This is a genomic window from Pseudomonas sp. NBRC 111119 (genome assembly GCF_001320125.1).
GTDB classification, from domain to species: domain Bacteria; phylum Pseudomonadota; class Gammaproteobacteria; order Pseudomonadales; family Pseudomonadaceae; genus Aquipseudomonas; species Aquipseudomonas parafulva.
Genome location: NZ_BCAV01000042.1, coordinates 29,083 through 47,262 on the forward strand (window position 1 = coordinate 29,083; position 18,180 = coordinate 47,262).

At 59.4% G+C, this 18,180-nt stretch carries 20 protein-coding genes; 19 read left to right on the top strand and 1 reads right to left on the bottom strand.

The window, feature by feature from the left end; translation table 11 throughout:
- The first annotated feature begins 1 nt into the window (after position 1).
- From trbG to APH25_RS16110, 19 genes are all read left to right on the top strand, one after another.
- Positions 2 to 892 (top strand): P-type conjugative transfer protein TrbG, encoded by an 891-nt coding sequence (gene trbG / locus APH25_RS16025; protein ID WP_060482587.1) that lies wholly within the window; start codon positions 2 to 4, stop codon positions 890 to 892.
- A gap of 2 nt (positions 893 to 894) precedes the next feature.
- The gene (locus tag APH25_RS16030) at positions 895 to 1,338 is read left to right on the top strand and encodes a conjugal transfer protein TrbH (protein WP_236403921.1); all 444 of its coding nucleotides are present in this window, start codon (positions 895 to 897) and stop codon (positions 1,336 to 1,338) included.
- A gap of 81 nt (positions 1,339 to 1,419) precedes the next feature.
- Complete coding sequence (locus tag APH25_RS16035; protein ID WP_256217549.1) at positions 1,420 to 2,745, top strand: TrbI/VirB10 family protein; 1,326 nt, start codon at positions 1,420 to 1,422, stop codon at positions 2,743 to 2,745.
- A 23-nt stretch (positions 2,746 to 2,768) separates the two neighbouring features.
- Positions 2,769 to 3,548: a P-type conjugative transfer protein TrbJ gene (gene trbJ, locus APH25_RS16040; RefSeq protein WP_156333196.1), complete on the top strand. Its 780-nt coding sequence runs from the start codon at positions 2,769 to 2,771 to the stop codon at positions 3,546 to 3,548.
- Positions 3,549 to 3,558: 10 nt separating this feature from the next.
- Complete coding sequence (trbK, locus tag APH25_RS25035; RefSeq protein WP_082428334.1) at positions 3,559 to 3,735, top strand: entry exclusion lipoprotein TrbK; 177 nt, start codon at positions 3,559 to 3,561, stop codon at positions 3,733 to 3,735.
- Positions 3,732 to 3,956 carry an entry exclusion lipoprotein TrbK gene (gene trbK, locus APH25_RS16045; protein ID WP_156333199.1) on the top strand — a complete coding sequence of 75 codons (225 nt, stop codon included), beginning with the start codon at positions 3,732 to 3,734 and terminating at the stop codon, positions 3,954 to 3,956. The genes trbK (APH25_RS25035) and trbK (APH25_RS16045) overlap by 4 nt, the downstream gene beginning before the upstream one ends.
- Before the next feature lie 18 nt (positions 3,957 to 3,974).
- Positions 3,975 to 5,669 (top strand): P-type conjugative transfer protein TrbL, encoded by a 1,695-nt coding sequence (gene trbL, locus APH25_RS26105; RefSeq protein ID WP_060482591.1) that lies wholly within the window; start codon positions 3,975 to 3,977, stop codon positions 5,667 to 5,669.
- 13 nt (positions 5,670 to 5,682) lie between these two features.
- On the top strand, positions 5,683 to 5,985 hold the full coding sequence (locus APH25_RS16055; protein WP_060482592.1) for a TrbM/KikA/MpfK family conjugal transfer protein: 303 nt from the start codon (positions 5,683 to 5,685) through the stop codon (positions 5,983 to 5,985).
- Positions 5,986 to 5,996: 11 nt separating this feature from the next.
- Positions 5,997 to 6,602, top strand: a complete 606-nt coding sequence (locus APH25_RS16060; RefSeq protein WP_060482593.1) for a transglycosylase SLT domain-containing protein — start codon at positions 5,997 to 5,999, stop codon at positions 6,600 to 6,602.
- Positions 6,603 to 6,936: 334 nt separating this feature from the next.
- Complete coding sequence (locus APH25_RS16065; protein ID WP_156333201.1) at positions 6,937 to 7,314, top strand: hypothetical protein; 378 nt, start codon at positions 6,937 to 6,939, stop codon at positions 7,312 to 7,314.
- A gap of 261 nt (positions 7,315 to 7,575) precedes the next feature.
- Positions 7,576 to 8,202 (top strand): hypothetical protein, encoded by a 627-nt coding sequence (locus APH25_RS16070; RefSeq protein WP_256217552.1) that lies wholly within the window; start codon positions 7,576 to 7,578, stop codon positions 8,200 to 8,202.
- Between the two features lie 329 nt (positions 8,203 to 8,531).
- Positions 8,532 to 9,074, top strand: a complete 543-nt coding sequence (locus APH25_RS16075) for a hypothetical protein (RefSeq protein WP_256217553.1) — start codon at positions 8,532 to 8,534, stop codon at positions 9,072 to 9,074.
- A gap of 63 nt (positions 9,075 to 9,137) precedes the next feature.
- Positions 9,138 to 10,832, top strand: a complete 1,695-nt coding sequence (locus tag APH25_RS16080; protein ID WP_060482595.1) for a DUF2235 domain-containing protein — start codon at positions 9,138 to 9,140, stop codon at positions 10,830 to 10,832.
- 50 nt (positions 10,833 to 10,882) lie between these two features.
- A complete protein-coding gene (locus APH25_RS16085) occupies positions 10,883 to 11,599 on the top strand; it encodes a TraX family protein (protein WP_082428344.1) in 717 nt (238 codons plus the stop codon).
- A 10-nt stretch (positions 11,600 to 11,609) separates the two neighbouring features.
- Positions 11,610 to 12,149: an IncP plasmid survival protein KfrC family protein gene (locus tag APH25_RS16090; RefSeq protein ID WP_060482596.1), complete on the top strand. Its 540-nt coding sequence runs from the start codon at positions 11,610 to 11,612 to the stop codon at positions 12,147 to 12,149.
- A 46-nt stretch (positions 12,150 to 12,195) separates the two neighbouring features.
- Positions 12,196 to 14,034: a type IV secretory system conjugative DNA transfer family protein gene (locus tag APH25_RS16095; RefSeq protein WP_060482597.1), complete on the top strand. Its 1,839-nt coding sequence runs from the start codon at positions 12,196 to 12,198 to the stop codon at positions 14,032 to 14,034.
- The gene (gene traF, locus APH25_RS16100; protein WP_060482598.1) at positions 14,031 to 14,570 is read left to right on the top strand and encodes a conjugative transfer signal peptidase TraF; all 540 of its coding nucleotides are present in this window, start codon (positions 14,031 to 14,033) and stop codon (positions 14,568 to 14,570) included. The genes APH25_RS16095 and traF overlap by 4 nt, the downstream gene beginning before the upstream one ends.
- A 287-nt stretch (positions 14,571 to 14,857) precedes the next feature.
- Positions 14,858 to 15,577, top strand: coding sequence for a carbonic anhydrase (locus APH25_RS16105; RefSeq protein ID WP_028633145.1), 720 nt, complete (start codon positions 14,858 to 14,860; stop codon positions 15,575 to 15,577).
- Positions 15,578 to 15,770: 193 nt separating this feature from the next.
- On the top strand, positions 15,771 to 17,303 hold the full coding sequence (locus APH25_RS16110) for a SulP family inorganic anion transporter (RefSeq protein ID WP_060482599.1): 1,533 nt from the start codon (positions 15,771 to 15,773) through the stop codon (positions 17,301 to 17,303).
- A 60-nt stretch (positions 17,304 to 17,363) separates the two neighbouring features.
- Here the strand turns inward: APH25_RS16110 and APH25_RS16115 are convergent, their stop codons facing one another.
- The gene (locus APH25_RS16115; RefSeq protein ID WP_060482600.1) at positions 17,364 to 18,005 is read right to left on the bottom strand and encodes a hypothetical protein; all 642 of its coding nucleotides are present in this window, start codon (positions 18,003 to 18,005) and stop codon (positions 17,364 to 17,366) included.
- Between the last annotated feature and the right edge of the window lie 175 nt (positions 18,006 to 18,180).

Genomic DNA, 18,180 nt, shown 5'->3' on the forward strand with positions numbered 1-18,180 from the left:
CATGAACCGTTATCTTTGCGCTTTGCTCGCCGCCGCACTGCCTGCGTTCGTTCAGGCCGCGCCCGGCACCAGTCAGGCTGATCTGTATTTCTCCGAGGCCAACCCCACCCTGACCCCGCAGGAAAAGGCCGCCCTGGCCATTTCCCAGCGCTGGCAGCAGGCCAGCGCCACTGGCATCAAACCGGTGGACGGTGGTGACGGTACTGCGCGCTTCATCTTCGGTGCACAGCAGCCGAGCGTCGTCTGCGCAGTACTGCAGGTGTGTGACATCGCCCTGCAGGCCGGCGAACAGGTCAACTCGATCAACCTGGGCGACACCGCACGCTGGACCGTCGAGCCTGCCATCACTGGCGCCGGCCCGAGCGAAGTGCAGCACCTGATCATCAAGCCGATGGACGTGGGCCTGGAAACGTCGCTGGTGGTGACCACCAACCGCCGCACCTACCACTTCAAGCTGCGCTCGCACCGTACCCAGTACATGCCGCAAGTGGCCTTCACCTACCCGGAGGAAGCACTGGCCAAGTGGAACCTGATCAAGCAGCGCGAAACCACCGAGCGCAAGCGCTCCACCATTCCCGAGACCGGCGAGTACCTGGGCAACCTGAGCTTCGACTACACCGTTGAAGGCGATACATCCTGGAAGCCGGTACGGGTTTATAACGACGGCAGCAAGACCATCATCCAGATGCCGCAGACCGTTGCCCAGACCGAAGCACCGTCGTTGATGGTGGTGCGCAAGGACGGCGGCTGGTTCCGCGATGACGAGACAGTGATGGTCAACTACCGCGTTCAGGGTGACCGCTACATCGTCGACACCGTGTTCGACAAGGCCATCCTGATTGCCGGTGTCGGCAAGTCTCAGGACCGCATCACCATCAAGCGGGGGAAATGAGCATGCGCGCTTGCCTAGCACTGTTCGCCACCCTGTGGCTGGCTGCCTGCGCCAATGGGCCGTACGGCAACTTCGCCGAACGCACCTCGCCGGCAGTCAACCAGCAACTGGCGCAGGCCACCGTGCGCCAGCTGGCGGTGGTGCATCCGCCGGCCAGCACGCGCCTGCGCCTGGCCCAGGAAACCAACGACGGCTATGGCGTGGCGCTGTTGAGCACGCTGCGTGCGTCGGGTTATTCCGTGCAGGAGTTCGACCCCAAGGCGCAGCCTGCGCCTGTGGCACGCGGCGTGGTGCCGCCATTGCCGGTCAACTATGTAGTCGACACCCCCAAGGACACCCAGTTGATCCGGGTGATTCTGCGTGTCGGCCCAGAAACCCTGAGCCGTGCCTACGGTGTGCAGAACGACCGTCTGCTGGCCGCGGGTGCCTGGGTTCGCAAGGAGTAACGCGGCATGAGTAAAGCGAACGACGCCATGTCCCCAGACGCTTCCCCCGGCAAGCTGAACCGCAGCAGCGGTGTGCGCCGGGTGAACAACTGGCCGATGTACATCATCGGCGGTGCGGCTGCCATTTTTCTGCTGATCATGCTGATGGTGGCATCGGATCGGGCCAACAAACAGCCAGAGGCTGAAGACAAGAAAAAGGAGAAAACCGGTAACAGCAGCCTGTTTGCCAACCAGATCAGCGGGATGGACTCTGACGGCATCATCCCAAGCAAGGCCGAGCCGCCTGTTGTACCGGCGCTGAATAATGCGCCTGTGCAGGAACCAGAGCGTTTGCAGGTGGTACGCCCGGACAACCTTGATGCGCCGCCGTTGCCGCCGCGCGGGGGGCAGCCTGATATCAACGCTGACGAGCTTGAGCGTATTCGGCGCATGAAAGCGCAGCAGTTCCAGGAGGCGGTGCAGGCCAAGAGTACTGTGCAGGTTCAAGCGCCGCGCAGTTCGGCATCCTCCCGCCCAACTCATGGGCCATTAGGGCCTCAGGATGCGTTGGCTGACATAGCAGCGGCGCGCCAGCGACTGGATGAGCAATCCCGCAGTGATCCCAACACCGCCTTCAAAGCGCGAATGGCTGAGCTGCGCCGCGCCGGCATCGTCGGTGGGAGTGAAGGCGACGGTGCTGGCGAATCACCGTTCCGGGTAACCCCGTCAGCGTCACGCGACAAGGGCTTCAATCAGTTCGCAGGCGACCAAGATGAAGATCGCTGGGCGCTTAACGCGAAAATGCAGGCGCCGCGCAGCCCGTATGAGCTGCGTGCCGGATTTGTTATCCCTGCGATGCTGGTATCTGGGATCAACTCTGATCTCCCCGGGCAAATCATTGGCCAGGTGACTCAAAGCGTTTACGACACCGCTACCGGGAAACACCTGCTTGTTCCGCAAGGTGCTCGATTGGTCGGTTCCTACTCCAGCGATGTGGCTTATGGACAAGCGCGTGTGCTGGTGGCTTGGCAGCGGATTGTTTTCCCCGATGGCAAGGCGATGGACATTGGTGCGATGCCAGGGGCGGACGGGATTGGTTACTCCGGCCTCAACGATAAGGTCAACAACCACTACGTGCGGGTGTTCGGGTCGGCATTGCTGATGTCTGGGGTGGTTGCGGGTATCAGCCTCAGCCAGGATCGAAATAGCAGTAGCAACAGCGGCTTTGGGGGTGGGAATCAGCGCGAGAGTGCGAGCAGTGCAATGAGCGAGGCGCTGGGCCAGCAGTTGGGGCAAGTGACGGCACAGATGATCGCCAAGAACCTGAGCATCGCCCCTACCTTGGAGGTGCGTCCAGGGTTCCGTTTCAATGTGATGGTGACCAAAGACCTGACGTTCTCCAAGCCGTATCAAGCGTTTGATTACTGATAAGCACGTACAAGGAGAGGACCATGATCAAATGTACGTATCTTAAACCTGCTCTGAGTCTGCTGGCAGGCGTTGGGCTCACGGTGCAGGCATACGCGGGTATTCCAGTGATTGATGGTGCGAATGTCGCACTCAGCAAAATCACCTCCATGGAGGCTGTCGTACAGACTGTGAAACAGGCTGAAGAATATGCCATGCAAATTCAGCAGTATCAAAAGCAGCTGCAACAATATGAGAACATGATCCAAAATACAGTGGCGCCAGCGGCTTACATATGGGATCAGGCTAACTCGACCATTAATAAGCTGATGTCTGCCCAGGACATGTTGAATTATTATACCTCGCAGGCGGGCAGCCTGGACTCGTACCTCGATAAGTTCCAGAACATCGGCTACTATCGAAGCTCGCCCTGCTACCAGTCCACTGGCTGCTCGGCTGAAGACAGGGCTGCACTGGAACGAAATGAAGACCTGCAGTCTGATTCAATCAAAGAAGCAAATGCTGCTATGTTCAAAGGTATTGAACAACAACAGCAGAATCTTAAATCGGATGCGCGTCAACTTGAGCGGTTGCAGGCCGCGGCGTCCACCGCGGACGGTCAAGTGAAAGCCATCCAATACGCCAACCAATTGGCCAGTCAGCAAGCCAATCAGCTGTTGCAAATCCGCGGTTTGATGATTGCGCAGCAAAACGCCCTTGCGGCGCAAGCCGCAGCGAAGCAGGATCAGGATGCCCGTGAGAAGGCCGCTGAAAGAAACATGACGAGCGGTAGTTACAGAAAATCAACCCCTGAAGTTTGGTAAGGAAAACATCATGTATAAAATTATCGCCTACCCATTGACCCTTGTGGCAGCTGTGCTCGCACTGAGCGCGTGTGGTAATGATGAGCAATATGTAGTCAACGACAAAAACTGTCAGCCTGACCACATCCGCAGTTTACCGTCCAACGACAAGCGCGAGAAGTTGATGGAAGGGTGCATGACGCGTTGAATACTCAACCCTTCATGACGAAATACCGCTGGGTGGCGCTGCTGACTGCAGTGCTGCTCAGCGGCTGTTTCGAGGATAAAGATGAAATGATCGAAGCTAGTAGCGCGACGTGCACCGCTGCGTATATTAATGCGCTGCGTGCGGGGAAAACTCGGGAGTCACTGGCTGAACGATGCATGACACGGGGCGGTTATCAATATCGAAAGCCCGAGACCTTCTAATCGAACTGACTGGCGAATATGAAACTCAAGCATGATATCTCGGGCGCGCTGCCCTATCTGTTAGGTCTGTGTCTGATACTTACGGCGGTGCATGCAAATGCGGCCGGCACCCCTGACGTCGGTTTTTTCGATTCGATTCTGCATCGCTACAGCCAAGCGGCGAAGGGTTGGAGGGACGTTATTCATGACGCTGCAACCCGGTTGTTCTGGACATTGGCTGTGATCAGCATGGTTTGGACCTTCGGCATGATGGCGTTGCGCAAAGCTGATATCGGCGAATTTTTCGCAGAGATGCTGCGCTTCATCATGTTTGTTGGTTTTTATTTCTGGCTGTTGGAGAATGGTCCTAAATTTGCTGACTCGCTCATGAAGTCGCTTTCAAAACTGGGGTCCAAAGCAGGCGGACTTCCGCTTTATGACGATAAGTTTGGCCTGAGCCCATCTGAAATTGTACAGATGGGTTTCGAGATATTTTCCAAAATTGTAGACAATATTTCTGTGTGGCCGACCAAGTTGGCTACCAGTTTAGCGGCCATGTTGATGGGGCTTGGTATATTAATGGTGTTGGTGGTCATCGCCGTTAACATGCTCATGCTTATTATTTCTGCATGGATTTTGGCTTACGCGGGTATCTTTTTTCTTGGGTTTGGTGGTAGTCGCTGGACGTCAGACATGGCCATCAACTATTTCAAGACTGTGCTGGGGATGGCTGTCCAGATTCTCGCGATGTTGCTATTGCTTTCCGTTGGAAAAACGTTTTTGGAGCAATATTACGCATCACTCGGGGGCGAGGCCGATACGGGCAACCTGAAACCCATGGCGGCGTTATTGGTATGCTGCGTTATTCTCATGTCTTTGGTTTCGAAAATTCCTCCTCTGCTGGCTGGGATCATTAATGGCTCAAGTGTTGGCGGCGGCGGTATCGGTAACACGTTAGGTATCGCAACTCTGGCGAGCGCCGCCACCATGGCCGCATCAGCTGCTGTATCGGCAGTCAGTGGTGGGGCCTCGGCGGCCGCTTCTGGCGTATCCAATGCAATGGGTGGAGCAAATGCACTTTTTTCCGCCTTCAAGGGTGCGCAATCGAATGTGGCAAATGGGACTGATATCGCCTCGCGCATGACTGGCATGCTTGGTGGTGGTGGTGGTGGTGGTGGTGGTGGTGGCGGCGGCGGAGACAGTGGTAGTAGCGGCGGAGGTGGAGGTGGCTCGACGCCCCTTGGCAGCGCTATGGGTGTCGCCGGTGCCTCATCGGGTGGGAGCGAGGGCGGAGGCATGATGTCGGCTGCTGCTATGGGCGGCGGAGGCTCAGAATCAGGTAGTGATTCCGGATCTGGCGGCGGCGATTCTGGCGGTGGCCCGTCGTCATCAGATTCATCGTCGGGAGGTAGCCACTCGACAGGCGCCGCGAGCCTAGCCAAGGCTGGCAACGGAGGTGATGGTAGCGGCGCCAAATCGGGCTCAGATGCCAAGGGCGGCGGGTCTCGGATGAGTACCGCCGGGCGCGTGGCCCTAGATACCGGCGCGAACCTGGTCTCTGGCATGGCCCGTATGGCTCAGGCACGCAGCAGCCAAACATTGGGTGGTCGCCTGGCTGCTGAAATCGCCCAAGCCACAACCAGTGGTAACTCAAACAAGGGCTCGAGTAGCAAGAGCTTTGACCCCGGCGATGAAGTCGCACAATTCCGCGACAGCAAACAGGATAAAGTCTAACAAGGAGTTCGATATGATCGCTCAGAAATATCTTGCGTGTGCTGTGTTTGCCTGTAGTTTGGCTGTGGTAGTACCTGCTCAGGCAGGCGACCCGTGCGAAACAGTGCTGTGCATGTTCGGCAAGTTGAAAGGGGCTGGCGTGGTGGAAAACTGCGATGGCCCAGTTGCCGACTATTTCAACATCGTCAAAAAGAAGAGAGGCAAGATCAGGTTGGATCGCACGGCGGATGCCCGCCAGTCGTTCCTCGACAGTTGCCCACACGCTGACCCCGACGCGACCAAGAAGATCAACAAAAAATTCGGCAAAGTGATCTAGGGCCTGCCGTCATGCCGATCGACGTCCCTCCGGTATTACCGCCCCTGGATGAGCCAGTCGTCTGTTCCATCATGGCAGCTGTGAAATATGAGCTGCCCGTGAACATCGTGCTGGCAGTCGCGGCCCAGGAAGGCGGTAAGCCGGGCCAGTGGGTGCGCAACACCAACGGCACCTACGACGTGGGCCCCATGCAGTTCAATACCAGCTACCTGCGCGAGCTCTCGCGTTATGGCATCACCCCGCAGGACGTCGAGCAAGGCGGTTGCTACGCTTACGAACTGGCCGCCTGGCGCTTGCGCGGCCATGTGCGCAACGACCGTGGTGACTTGTGGACGCGGGTGGCCAACTATCACTCGCGCACGCCCACAATCAACGCCCGCTATCGTCAGCAGGTAATGCGCCGCGCGGCCTGGTGGGCTGACTGGCTGGATGAGCGCTTTGCTACACAGCAGGTGGCGCAAGGCGCAGTGTTCTCCGGCGCCCCCAGCGAAACGCCGGCCGCGGCGGTTGAGACGACGACTGCAGCAAAGGCCACTGCACAGCCGCAGGCTGTTACAACACAACCTGCTGCAACGTCATCTTATGTGCCTCGCGGGCTTGTCATGGGGGGCAGGTGATGACTTTGGAGTGGTACTGGCGCCGAGAAGAGGACGAGCATCGTTGCTTTTATCGGGCCGGTGGCTGGAAAGCCCGATACTACTTACGACGTATGCCGCTGTGAGCAGGCGTCGTTTCGACGGCGCTTACGCCTGGTTGCCCCTCCCAGTTTTAGGCTAAGGAGATAAATTGAACGGTGTAATGGGCAATGCACGCACAATCGCTGCTTTGAAGGGTCTTCAGCATCTCAAACGATGGTCCCATGTGTGCTTGAGATCCCTTGTAGCTTTCTTGATTGGAGCTTGCTTGGTGCTGCCCGCTACCTCTTTTGCCCTTCAAAATATGGAAACCGTCATGCCCGATACCCGCACTGATTCGAAACTACCTAAAGGCGTATTCCCTCCGATGCCTGGTTACACCAATGAGGAACTGGCGACGGCCGCTTGCCAAGAAGTAGACGTGGTCCTGAAGGAGAGTAACATTGATCCAACGCTCGCACGTGAAACGCTATTTGATCTATTTAATCATCTGAATAAAGCCTTCAATACACGGAACGTGGACTATCAAGTTTCTACGTGGTATCAGAAACCTTATGATGACCCCTCGGCGCGCGCCGAAAGCGTTAATGCTATGGCTAAAGAGTTTAATGCTTATGCGGTAAGGGCGGCAGGAGAGTCGCTGATTAACTCTCCCTTAAAACATATGGATGACGCCTTATACGTCGATATCTAGCTAGTGCTGGTGCTGGCGTTCAGGCGCTTATTGAAACACTCAATCTATCCAGTAATGGAGTCGGAGAAGCGTCTAGTTTAAGTGGCGTTCATAAGTAGATGACATACGTAAAGCGCTACGCTCTAACGTGTAATCCGAGGGCGCCGGGAATAACAAGAATTTGGATTTTCCTAAAGGTGCCATTGAAGGAAGCCATGAATCGCCAAACAGCCTTCGACTAATCAGGGAATCACTGTGAATCAGCTCCAAACACCAGCTAGCATGAACCCCTCTATCGCCCTTTCGAATATTCGCGTCCTGGCGGTTAGTTTGATCGGTATCCAGAGAAGCCGGCCACCGCTACGCCTGAATGCGCTGGGCTCATTAATCCTTGGAGCCTGTTTGCTCCTGCCTCTCACGTCATCTGCGCTTCACGCCAAGGAGATTTCCGTGCAAGAAAACCAGAGCAAATACCAACCGTACACCCCAGGCATGAAGTTGCCTGATGGCGTGTTCCCACCCATGCAGGGTTATACCCATGCTGATCTGATCGCCGCTGCGCAGGTACGCGTCGAGGCTTACCTGAAGACGCATGCTGTCGATCCTACTTTGGCGCGGGAATCTCTGATCGCATTGGCGACTCACATGAATGAAAAATTTGAGCGTGAGGGGGTGGAGTATCAGGTATCGAGCTGGTACCAGAAACCTTATGACGATCCTCAAGCGCGTGCTAGAAGTGTCAAGGCCATGAGTGAAGAGTATGGGTCGGCCGCCGTTGAGGCAGCGTCTGAGTCATTGGCGGGTTCGCCACTGCTTCACGAAGGCCGGGAATTCTACAAGGGCTATATCGGTGCTGCAGGCGAAGCCGTGCGCGATGTGATTATCACCTTGAACAATCAAGGCGCCTGATCGTACCCATGCAGTATGCACTCGGGCCACCCTCTTGTACTGGAGGCATGCCGAGGGCGGATCAGTCACGCAGCCGGAAATGGCGTGCATGGGCCTGATCGTAACGTTGAACCTGGCTAAATCAGGTGCGGTCGATTAGTGGCCCCTGGCCACAGTTTTGTCGATATTCTTTGTTTCACGTTAGCCGGGCCCGACCGTGCAGCGTTTTTAACCAGGGAACCGCCTATAGGCGGTGGCAGGGAGGATGAATGATTAGAACCCATGGCGTCAGTACGTCCATTGTTGGCGTTGCCTGTCGCTTTACCAAGCATCATTGGACGCGAGTGCGGATGAGCCTGCTCATTCCGCTGGCGCTGGGCGCCTGCGCGCTCTCGCCCGCCACCTCATCTCTACTTCAAGCCAAGGAGATTTCCATGCAAGACAATCAAGGCCAGTATCAACCCTACACCCCAGGTATGAAGCTGCCTGAGGGCGTCTTCCCACCCATGCAAGGCTACACCCATGAAGATTTGGTGGGCGCGGCGGGTAAACGGGCTGAAGTGGTACTGAAAGAAGCGGGGGTTGATCCCACGCTGGCACGTGAATCACTGTTCGCGCTGGCCCAGCATCTGAACCAGGCACTGGAAGCCCAGAACGTCGAGTACCAGATTGCCACGTGGTACAAAAAGCCTTATGAAAACCCTGCAGACCGTAGCAAGAGTGTCGCTGACATGGCTGAAAGTTTTGGGGCACTGGCCGTGCGCGCCACAACTGAATCTCTTAAAGGCTCACCGCTGCTGGACATGGACAAAGCGTTTCTTCGTAACTACATCAGCAGTGCCGGCGATGGCGTTCACGACTTGATTGCAACCCTGAACAAACCAGGCGCCTGAAGATTGTTGGAAACGGTACTGGGCACCCAGTACCGCTATCGGCAAGAACCATAGGGACATGATATGAGTGATGCCAAGCGTTTCACGGTGTACTTCGACGGCACCGGCAACAACAAAGACCTGAACACCCCTGAGGGTACGCAGACCAACGTTGCGCGCCTATTCGACCTGGATACCGCCCAAGGGACCAACCTGGCGCGCAACTCGGGGCATACCCCGCAGCAGTACGATGCCCAGGCACGTTCCGGCCAGTCAGAGAAAATCTACTTCGACGGTGTTGGCAGCCAGTCGCAGACCTCCGGGCGGTCACTAATCGAGGGTGCTACCGGACGGGGCGCGCAAGAGCGTGTCGACCAAGCCTACGATGCAATTGTGGCGTTTCACAACAAATATCCCGACCAGCAGGTTGATGTGAATATTGTCGGGTTCAGCCGGGGCGCCTCCCAGTCTCGCGCACTGGCCAACAAGTTCATTGATAGCGGTGTGCCGAAATTGGACGGGCAAGGGAAGCCTACCGGGGACTTTCTGATTCCACCTGGCCAAGCCCATGTCAACAAGCTGGGTATCTTCGACACCGTCGCCACTGACGGGTTGTCCAACACCGATACACACTTGGGTAAAAACCTGGAAATCGGCAAGAACGTTGACTCTACCACCCACTTGGTGGCGATGAACGAGTACCGTGACACCTTCAAGCTGACCAGTGCCCTGCGCAACGATGACAACTCAAAGATTGAGGAGATCAAGTTCGCGGGTGCGCATTCGCAGGTGGGCGGTGGGTATCAGAATGACGTGCTCGCTGCTGGCCCTCTGGCTGTGATGTACGAGCGTCTGCAGTCGGCAGGCATCGAGCTGAAACCCATGCAGCAGGAAGACGTCAAGCGAGTCGAACAGTACAACCAATTGATCAAAGACCCACAAAAGGTTGAAGCAGCGCTGATCGACTCTCGGCTGCTGAAAGGTGAAAAGGCATTCACCCAAGGCAAGGACGGTGTATACGAAACCATCAATAATACCCCGTTCCCGCTGGAGCGAGGCACCATCAATGTCTTTGATCGTCAGAGCAGGCCTTTCGAGCATGAAACCAACGGCCGCGGTGTAGTCTTCGAAAACGACGATCGGCTTAGCCGTAGCAGCGTGTCCAGAGGTTTTGAAGACCTGAGTGCCAACCTCAAGACATTGGGCCAGAATGCACTTTCTGCCACCGCACGCTTCGTAGGCATCGATACGCGCAAACAGGCCGTTGACGAAGGCATGGACCAGATAGATCAGCTGAAGGCTGAAAGGGCCGCCGTCGCACAGGGCCAGGTATCTGGCCTGTCCGGTGACCTGAAGGCATCGAGGCCAAATGCCAGCTACATCGAAGGTATGAAGCTGCAGCCAGTACCCGTACCCAATGGCGCCTTGCAAGGGCAGCAACAAGACCCTCTTGCCCAACAGCGCGGCGATTCATTCAAGGCAATGGAGGAAAAGGCTCGCAGCCTCAACCCGTCTGCCAGTGTTGGCGAAGCATCGCAAACCGGTCGCAAGGCTACCAGCGGGATGGTGGTTGGGATGGACGAACATCACATCTTGCAGAAAGTTGGGCAAACCGACCAGTTTGTCATCCATGACCGTCGTGACGTCGATGCCAACCGCAACTTCCAGGTGGGCAAGAGTACAGCCATCGTAAATGAGAAAGGCATCGGTGAGGTCGCTCGTAATGCAGCGCCGAAATTAGAGTTGGACACGGGGCTGGGCCAGGCAATGCGTCGGTGACCGAGCTAGATTTGGCCAGGACAGTTGCAGGGCGGCAGGTGCATGAGACTGTGCTTGCCCCTCGCCCGCTGCTGGCTGAGGGCACCCTTCAAACCCTGAAATGGCTCGCCCTGCTGCTGATGACCGGCGATCACATCAACAAGTACCTGTTCAACGAAACGCTCCCCTACCTGTTCGAGGCGGGGCGCATCGCCATGCCGCTGTTCGTGATCATCCTGGGTTACAACCTGGGCCGGCCGAACAGCTGGCAGGCCGGCGCGCACCGACGTACCGCATGGCGTCTGTTGATCTTTGGCCTGCTCGCTACGCCCCCATTCATTGCCTTGGGCGGGTTGTGGTACGGCTACTACCCGTTGAACATCCTGTTCGCCTTGCTGGTCATCACCCTCACCCTGGCCGCCTGCGAGCGCGCGCTGGCCGGGCAGCGCTGGGCCTGGGGCCTGGCGCTGCTGGTGTTTCTGGTAGGGGGCGCGCTGGTCGAGTTCTGGTGGCCCGCCGTGTTGCTGGGCGTGTGCACAACGTGGTTCGTTCGGCGGCCTAATGCTTTTGCCGCACTGGGTGCGGTGCTGTCGCTGGCAGCGCTGACCTATATCAACGGCAATGCCTGGGCCATGGCTGCGTTGCCCATCGTGCTGCTGGCGCGTGGCATTCGGCCGAACCTGCCGCGCTGGCGCTGGCTGTTCTACGCCTACTACCCACTGCACCTCGTGGCGCTGTGGCTGATTCGCATACCCATGGCAAAAGCCGGTTATCTGTTTCTGATATGAGGAGTGTCTGATGAAGATGCCGACCCCCATCAACCCGCCGGCAGACGATGCCGGCCAAGGTCTCGAGGCCCAGGCCCAGGCATTGGCCGCCGAGCAGGCCGCGCTGCTGCAGGGCAGTTCGGTGCAGGCTCGCTATGACCAGGCCCTCGGCGAACTGGTCGAGCAGAAAGCTGACCAGGCGGGCGCGCTGGAACAACGCCTGGAAAACATGCTCGACCGCCAGCAGGCGCAACTGCAGCAAAGCCTGGCGTTGCGCCCTGGCATGATCGCCCTGCCGTCCACCCGCGCTGCCTGGGAGCAGGCGAACCAGCGCTGCCAGGCACGCCTGCAGCAATTGCAGGCGCGTCTGGAGCGGGTGCAAGACCTGCACCATGGCATGGGCCTGTATACGCCACGTATCGAAGAGATGGCCGCGCGTCAGTTGCGCGCCGAGCAGCCTGAGCTGGTCGAGCAGTGGAGCCTGCAGCGCCAGGCCGAGCGCAGCCTGACCGAAGCTCAGCGTCGCAGCCTGACCCCAGAACTGAGCCGCGGCCGGACAACCACGCCGTGAGCCCTACCGCCCTTAACAGTCACCCTAACGTTCACGGAGCCCATCCATGAAACACAACAATGCCGTCGGGCCGCAGATCCGTGGCGGAAAACGCAATGGCGCCAGCCGCTGGCAGGCGTTGCTGGCCATCGCGTTTCTGATCGCAGGGCTGGCCACGGCCACCCAGTTCTTCGCCTATCAGTTCGGCTATCACGCAGCTCTGGGGCCGAACCTCAACGGGGTGTATGCGCCCTGGATGATTCTGGTGTGGGCCGCCCGGTGGTCGGTCGAACAACAGGACGCGTTGATGCGTGCGGGCTCCATGGGGGTACTGGTGGCGGGCATTGGCCTGGTCACGGTGGTGGTGATACGCATGATCACCAACAACAGCGCCCAGGCCAACGCCTTCCTCCACGGCTCGGCCCGCTGGGGCGAGCGCAAGGACATCGAAAGCGCCGGCCTGCTGGCCGACGAAGGTGTGTATGTGGGCGCCTGGCTGGACAAGCGCAACAAGCTGCACTACCTGCGCCACAACGGCCCTGAACACATCCTCACCTTCGCACCCACCCGTAGCGGTAAGGGCGTAGGGTTGGTGATCCCAACGCTGCTGTCGTGGAAACACAGCGCCGTGATCACCGACCTCAAGGGCGAACTGTGGGCATTGACTGCCGGCTGGCGGCAGAAACACGCGGGCAACCGGGTGCTGCGTTTCGAGCCCGCCACGGCCAACGGCTGCGTTGGCTGGAACCCGCTCGAGGAAATCCGCCTGGGCACCGAGTTCGAGGTGGGTGATGTACAGAACCTGGCCACGCTGATTGTCGACCCGGACGGCAAGGGCCTCAACGACCACTGGCAGAAGACTTCCCAGGCCATGCTGGTTGGTTGCATTTTGCACCTATGCTACCGAGCGCAGGACGAAGGCGGTTTCGCCAGCCTGCCGATGCTCGATGCCATGCTCGCCGACCCCAGCCGGCCCATTGCCGAACTCTGGGAGGAGATGACCCATTACGGCCACCTCGATGGCGAGAACCACCCGCTGGTGGGCTCTGCAGCCCGGGACATGCTTGACCGCCCGGCCGAAGAGGCAGGCTCGGTGCTGTCCACTGCCAAGTCGTACCTCTCGCTGTTCCGCGACCCGATCGTGGCCCGCAACGTCGCCCGTTCGGAATTCAAGATCCGTGACCTGATGAACCACGACGACCCCGTCAGCCTGTTCATCATCACCCAGCCCAACGACAAGGCCCGCCTGCGCCCGCTGGTGCGCATCCTGGTAAACATGATCGTGCGCCTGCTGGCCGACAAGATGGACTTCGAGGACGGGCGCCCCAAAGCGCATTACAAGCACCGCTTGCTGATGATGCTCGACGAGTTCCCGAGCCTGGGCAAGCTGGACATCATGCAAGAGTCGCTGGCGTTCGTGGCCGGTTATGGCATCAAGTGCTACCTGATCATTCAGGATTTGTCGCAGCTGCAGGAATTCTACGGGCAGAACGAGAGCATCACTTCCAACTGCCATATCCAGAACGCCTACCCGCCAAACCGGGTGGAAACCGCAGAACACCTGTCCAAGCTCACCGGCCAGACGACCATCGTCAAGGAACAGGTCACCACCAGCGGGCGCCGCTCAAGCGCGCTGCTGGGGCAGGTCTCGCGCACCATCCAGGAAGTGCAGCGGCCGCTGCTGACCACCGACGAAGCCCTGCGCATGCCCGGCCCTCGCAAGGACAGCAGCGGTAACATTCAGGAGGCCGGCGACATGGTGGTGTACTGCGCAGGGTTCCCGGCGTTCTACGGCAAGCAGCCGTTGTACTTCCAGGACCCTATCTTCACCGCCCGCGCCAAGGTACCGGCGCCGCGTGACAGCGACCGCACCATCGACCTGCGGGAGACGGCACCATCGGCATGAAGCGACCGCTGAGCGTGGCTGCGCTGCTGGGCATCCTGGCCTTGCTGCTGTCTGCGCTGGCCATGCACAGCGGGGCCCGCATCAACGTCACCAGCAGCTTTCCACCGGGTATCTACTGGGTGGTCGACAAGGCACCGGAGAAGGGTGACCTGGTGATGTTCTGCCCTCCCCAATTGCCCCTGTTCGACCTGGCGCATACGCGCGGCTACCTCAGCGGGGGTTCATGCCCCGGCGGCTACATGCACATGATCAAGCGCCTGGTCGCTGAGGCGGGCGACGAGGTGCTGATTGCCGACGCTGGCGTCAGCGTCAACGGCCAACTGCAACTGCGCAGCCAGCTGTTGGCCAAGGACCCAAGCGGGCGCAGCATGCCACGCCCGTCATCGGCGCATTTTCGCCTGGCCGACGGCGAAGTGCTGATGCTCTCCGACTACAGCCGGTTGTCTTTCGACGGCCGGTATTTCGGTACGATACCCCGGGTGCAACTGAATGAGGTGGTCAGGCCGTGGCTGGTGTGGGACCGCTCACCGAAATGAACGCTGGGGGTTAGCTAACCCCAGCCTCACTCATTGCAGTAAATAATTACAGTAATGATGCTTGTCACTTGATGCTTTTTTGCTACCATCGACATCCCGCCTTTCCGTCTGGAACAGCCGTTCTAGAGCCTCCGAATTAAGTTTCAGTTAAGTTTTCCCCGCTAGCGTAGGAAATCAGTCCACACCGACTGTGATTTATGGCAAATGCCTGTCATCTAAATCCCTGCATAGCCAGAATCTTTCACCGGTAAACTGGGTTTACCTACTCACCGTCAAGAGGATGAATCATGCCCGTAAAGGACCCATCCAAGGCCGTACCGCAGGTCCCCGCGGAAAGCGCCGATGCTGCCCTCAAGCACATCGTCGACGGCTTCCTGCGCTTTCACCATGATGTCTTCCCCGAGCAGCAAGAGCTGTTCAAAAAGCTCGCCACGGCGCAAACACCGCGCGCCATGTTCATTACCTGTGCCGACTCGCGCATCGTCCCCGAGCTGATCACCCAGAGCTCGCCCGGCGACCTGTTCGTGACCCGTAACGTCGGTAACGTGGTGCCGCCCTATGGCCAGATGAACGGCGGTGTATCCAGCGCCATCGAATACGCCGTGATGGCGTTGAAAGTGCACCACATCATCATCTGTGGCCACTCCGACTGTGGCGCCATGCGCGCCGTGCTCAACCCCCAGTCGCTGACCAAGATGCCGACCGTTGGCGCCTGGCTGCGCCATGCCGAGGTGGCCCGCACGGTTGTAGAGAACAACTGCTCGTGTGGCAGTGAGCACGAAAGCATGCAGGTGCTGACCCGGGAAAACGTCATCGCCCAGCTGCATCACCTGCGCACGCACCCCTCGGTGGCATCGCGCCTTGCCGCAGGCCAGCTGTATATCCACGGCTGGGTCTACGACATCGAAACCAGCAAGATCGAAGCCTATGACGCGGCCAGCGACAGCTTCATGCCCCTGGCGGCCGGCGAGCCCGTCCCCTGCGCTACTCCGAGAGGCCGCTACTAAGCGACCCTGACACCCCTGAGCCTTGAATAGCCGGCTGCACCCTGCGGGCGTGCGGCGCGGCCTTCGGCTGCCTTGAATTCCCTGACTGGCGTGCCGGCATTGTCTGCTGGCAGCCCGCGCCTGCGCGCATGTCGGGGCCCAAACGTGCCCATGGCCAGCGGAATGGCCATGTGATCGAGAAAGGAGAAATACGGTGAACATTACACAGCTGAAAGCGGCCCTGCCGCGTGAGTTGCTGGCCTCGGTGGTGGTCTTCCTGGTGGCGTTGCCGCTGTGCATGGGTATCGCGATCGCCTCGGGCATGCCGCCAGCCAAGGGGCTGATCACCGGCATCATCGGTGGCATCGTCGTTGGGTTTCTGGCCGGCTCGCCGCTGCAGGTGAGCGGGCCCGCTGCAGGCTTGGCGGTGCTGGTGTTCGAACTGGTGCGCCAGCATGGCATGGCCATGCTCGGGCCGATCCTGCTGCTGGCGGGGGTATTGCAATTGCTGGCCGGGCGGCTGCGCCTGGGTTGCTGGTTCCGGGTTACGGCGCCTGCTGTGGTGTACGGCATGCTGGCGGGCATCGGCGTGCTGATCGTGCTGTCGCAGGTGCATGTGATGTTCGACACAGCGCCCCAGCCTTCGGGCCTGCAGAACCTGCTGGAGTTCCCGGCAACGGTGGCCGCTGCCCTGCCGCTGGAAAGCGCCGGCATGGGTTGGCAAGCCGGTGCCCTGGGCCTGGGCACCATCCTCATCATGTGGGGCTGGGAGCGGTTTCGGCCACAGCGCTTGCGGTTCATCCCCGGGGCGTTGTTGGGGGTGACGGCGATGACTGCCATCAGCATGTGGTTGGCGCTGCCGGTCAACCGTGTGCAGGTGCCCGCCGACCTGTCGGAAGCGATCGACTGGATACGCCCCGATGACCTGATGAAGCTGGCTGACCCTGCCCTGCTGGTGGCCGCTTTCGCCCTGGCCTTTATCGCCAGCGCCGAAACGCTGCTTTCGGCTGCGGCCGTGGACCGCATGCACAGCGGCCAGCGTTCGGACTTCGACCGCGAGCTGTCCGCCCAAGGCATCGGCAATATGCTGTGTGGTGTGCTGGGGGCGCTGCCAATGACTGGGGTGATCGTGCGCAGCTCGGCGAATGTGCAGGCAGGTGCCCAAACACGGGCCTCGGCGATTCTGCACGGCATCTGGCTGTTGGCCTTCGTGGTGGTGCTGAGCAGTGTGCTGCAACAGATCCCCGTCGCCAGCCTGGCTGGGGTACTGGTGTTCACCGGGGTCAAGCTGGTGGACTTCAAGGCGTTCCGCGGCCTGGGGCGTTATGGGCGCATGCCGATGTTCACCTACGCGGCAACCGCGCTGGCGATCATCTTCACCGATCTGCTCACCGGCGTGCTGCTGGGCTTTGCCCTGACCTTGCTGAAGCTGGCCTTCAAGGCCGCGCGGCTGAAGATCAACCTGGTGAGCCTGCCCAAGATCGGCCATATGGAGCTGCGGCTCAGCGGCGCGGCCACCTTCCTGAAGGTGCCGGCGTTGACCAAGGTGCTGGACAGCGTACCGGCAGGCACAACATTGCATGTGCCCCTGGGCAACCTCAGCTACATCGACCACTCATGCCTGGAACTGCTCGAAGACTGGAGCCGCAGCAATGCAGCCAATGGCTCGCGGCTGCGCATCGAGCACAGGCGCCTGAAGCGGCGGGTGGAGGGGCGCTTGCGCACTACCGCAGGTGTTGGGGCCTAGCTGTGGGCTGGCCCTTGGCGGGTAACACCGCCAAGGGCCAGCCAGCAGGGGGGCGATGGCTCAGGCCGGCTGGCCCAGTTCCACGCCCAGTTGGCGCGACAGGCACGGCCAGCGCTTCCAGGCGGCGCCGGTTTCCGGGCTGCTGAGTTTGTCGCGGTAGCTTTCCACCGACTCTGCGGCAAAGCTTTCGTCATCCAGCATCTCGTCTACCGAGTGGTGCACCACTTCGTCCAGCTGGTTGGCGAAGGCCTCGCCGATCAGTTGGTGGGCGATCAGGTTGGCCACGGTGGTGTCGACCGGGATCAGCGGCTGCTGGAAGTGGCGGATGTACAGGTCATTGACCTCTTCCACCAGGCGGTGCGCCAGGTAGGCTTCGTCCAGCAGGCAGTCCAGGCCCACATGCCCCTGCATCACGCTGGGTGGCTGCAGGAAATACGCTTCTGCAATTTTCAATACGGGTTTGATCTGCGATTCGATGCCAGCCTCACGGGCGACCTCGTGGGCGGCCTCCAGCAGCTCCGGCACCTGGTCGATGTAGGCACCGACGAAGCGCGCCAACGTACCTTGGGCGTCCTGCTCCGGCAGCTGGATGGAGGGGTGCAGGTGCGGCAGTTGCAGCGCCAGGCGCTGTTTCAGCTGGCCGGTCTGGCCTTCATGTTGATGGGCTTGGCTCACCTGCTCGCGTACAGCAGCGATGTTCATGACAACTCCAGGGACAAAACGTTTCAAACGGAAGACACTAACTTAGCTGGATATTCAAAATACTTAAGATTCATTTGTTATAAAGGGATCCAATCTGCGTTTCGCTCAGCATATACAGGGCCAACCACCGGGCTTCAGGCCTTCAGGCACATGGGATACGGGCTGAGCACCCCTC

Coding starts and splice junctions, on each gene's coding strand:
- trbG (WP_060482587.1), top strand. CDS start 2: ATGAACCGTTATCTTTGCGCTTTGCTCGCCGCCGCACTGCCTGCGTTC.
- APH25_RS16030 (WP_236403921.1), top strand. CDS start 895: ATGCGCGCTTGCCTAGCACTGTTCGCCACCCTGTGGCTGGCTGCCTGC.
- trbJ (WP_156333196.1), top strand. CDS start 2,769: ATGATCAAATGTACGTATCTTAAACCTGCTCTGAGTCTGCTGGCAGGC.
- trbK (WP_082428334.1), top strand. CDS start 3,559: ATGTATAAAATTATCGCCTACCCATTGACCCTTGTGGCAGCTGTGCTC.
- trbL (WP_060482591.1), top strand. CDS start 3,975: ATGAAACTCAAGCATGATATCTCGGGCGCGCTGCCCTATCTGTTAGGT.
- APH25_RS16055 (WP_060482592.1), top strand. CDS start 5,683: ATGATCGCTCAGAAATATCTTGCGTGTGCTGTGTTTGCCTGTAGTTTG.
- APH25_RS16060 (WP_060482593.1), top strand. CDS start 5,997: ATGCCGATCGACGTCCCTCCGGTATTACCGCCCCTGGATGAGCCAGTC.
- APH25_RS16065 (WP_156333201.1), top strand. CDS start 6,937: ATGCCCGATACCCGCACTGATTCGAAACTACCTAAAGGCGTATTCCCT.
- APH25_RS16070 (WP_256217552.1), top strand. CDS start 7,576: ATGAACCCCTCTATCGCCCTTTCGAATATTCGCGTCCTGGCGGTTAGT.
- APH25_RS16075 (WP_256217553.1), top strand. CDS start 8,532: ATGAGCCTGCTCATTCCGCTGGCGCTGGGCGCCTGCGCGCTCTCGCCC.
- APH25_RS16080 (WP_060482595.1), top strand. CDS start 9,138: ATGAGTGATGCCAAGCGTTTCACGGTGTACTTCGACGGCACCGGCAAC.
- APH25_RS16090 (WP_060482596.1), top strand. CDS start 11,610: ATGAAGATGCCGACCCCCATCAACCCGCCGGCAGACGATGCCGGCCAA.
- APH25_RS16095 (WP_060482597.1), top strand. CDS start 12,196: ATGAAACACAACAATGCCGTCGGGCCGCAGATCCGTGGCGGAAAACGC.
- traF (WP_060482598.1), top strand. CDS start 14,031: ATGAAGCGACCGCTGAGCGTGGCTGCGCTGCTGGGCATCCTGGCCTTG.
- APH25_RS16105 (WP_028633145.1), top strand. CDS start 14,858: ATGCCCGTAAAGGACCCATCCAAGGCCGTACCGCAGGTCCCCGCGGAA.
- APH25_RS16115 (WP_060482600.1), bottom strand. CDS start 18,005: ATGAACATCGCTGCTGTACGCGAGCAGGTGAGCCAAGCCCATCAACAT.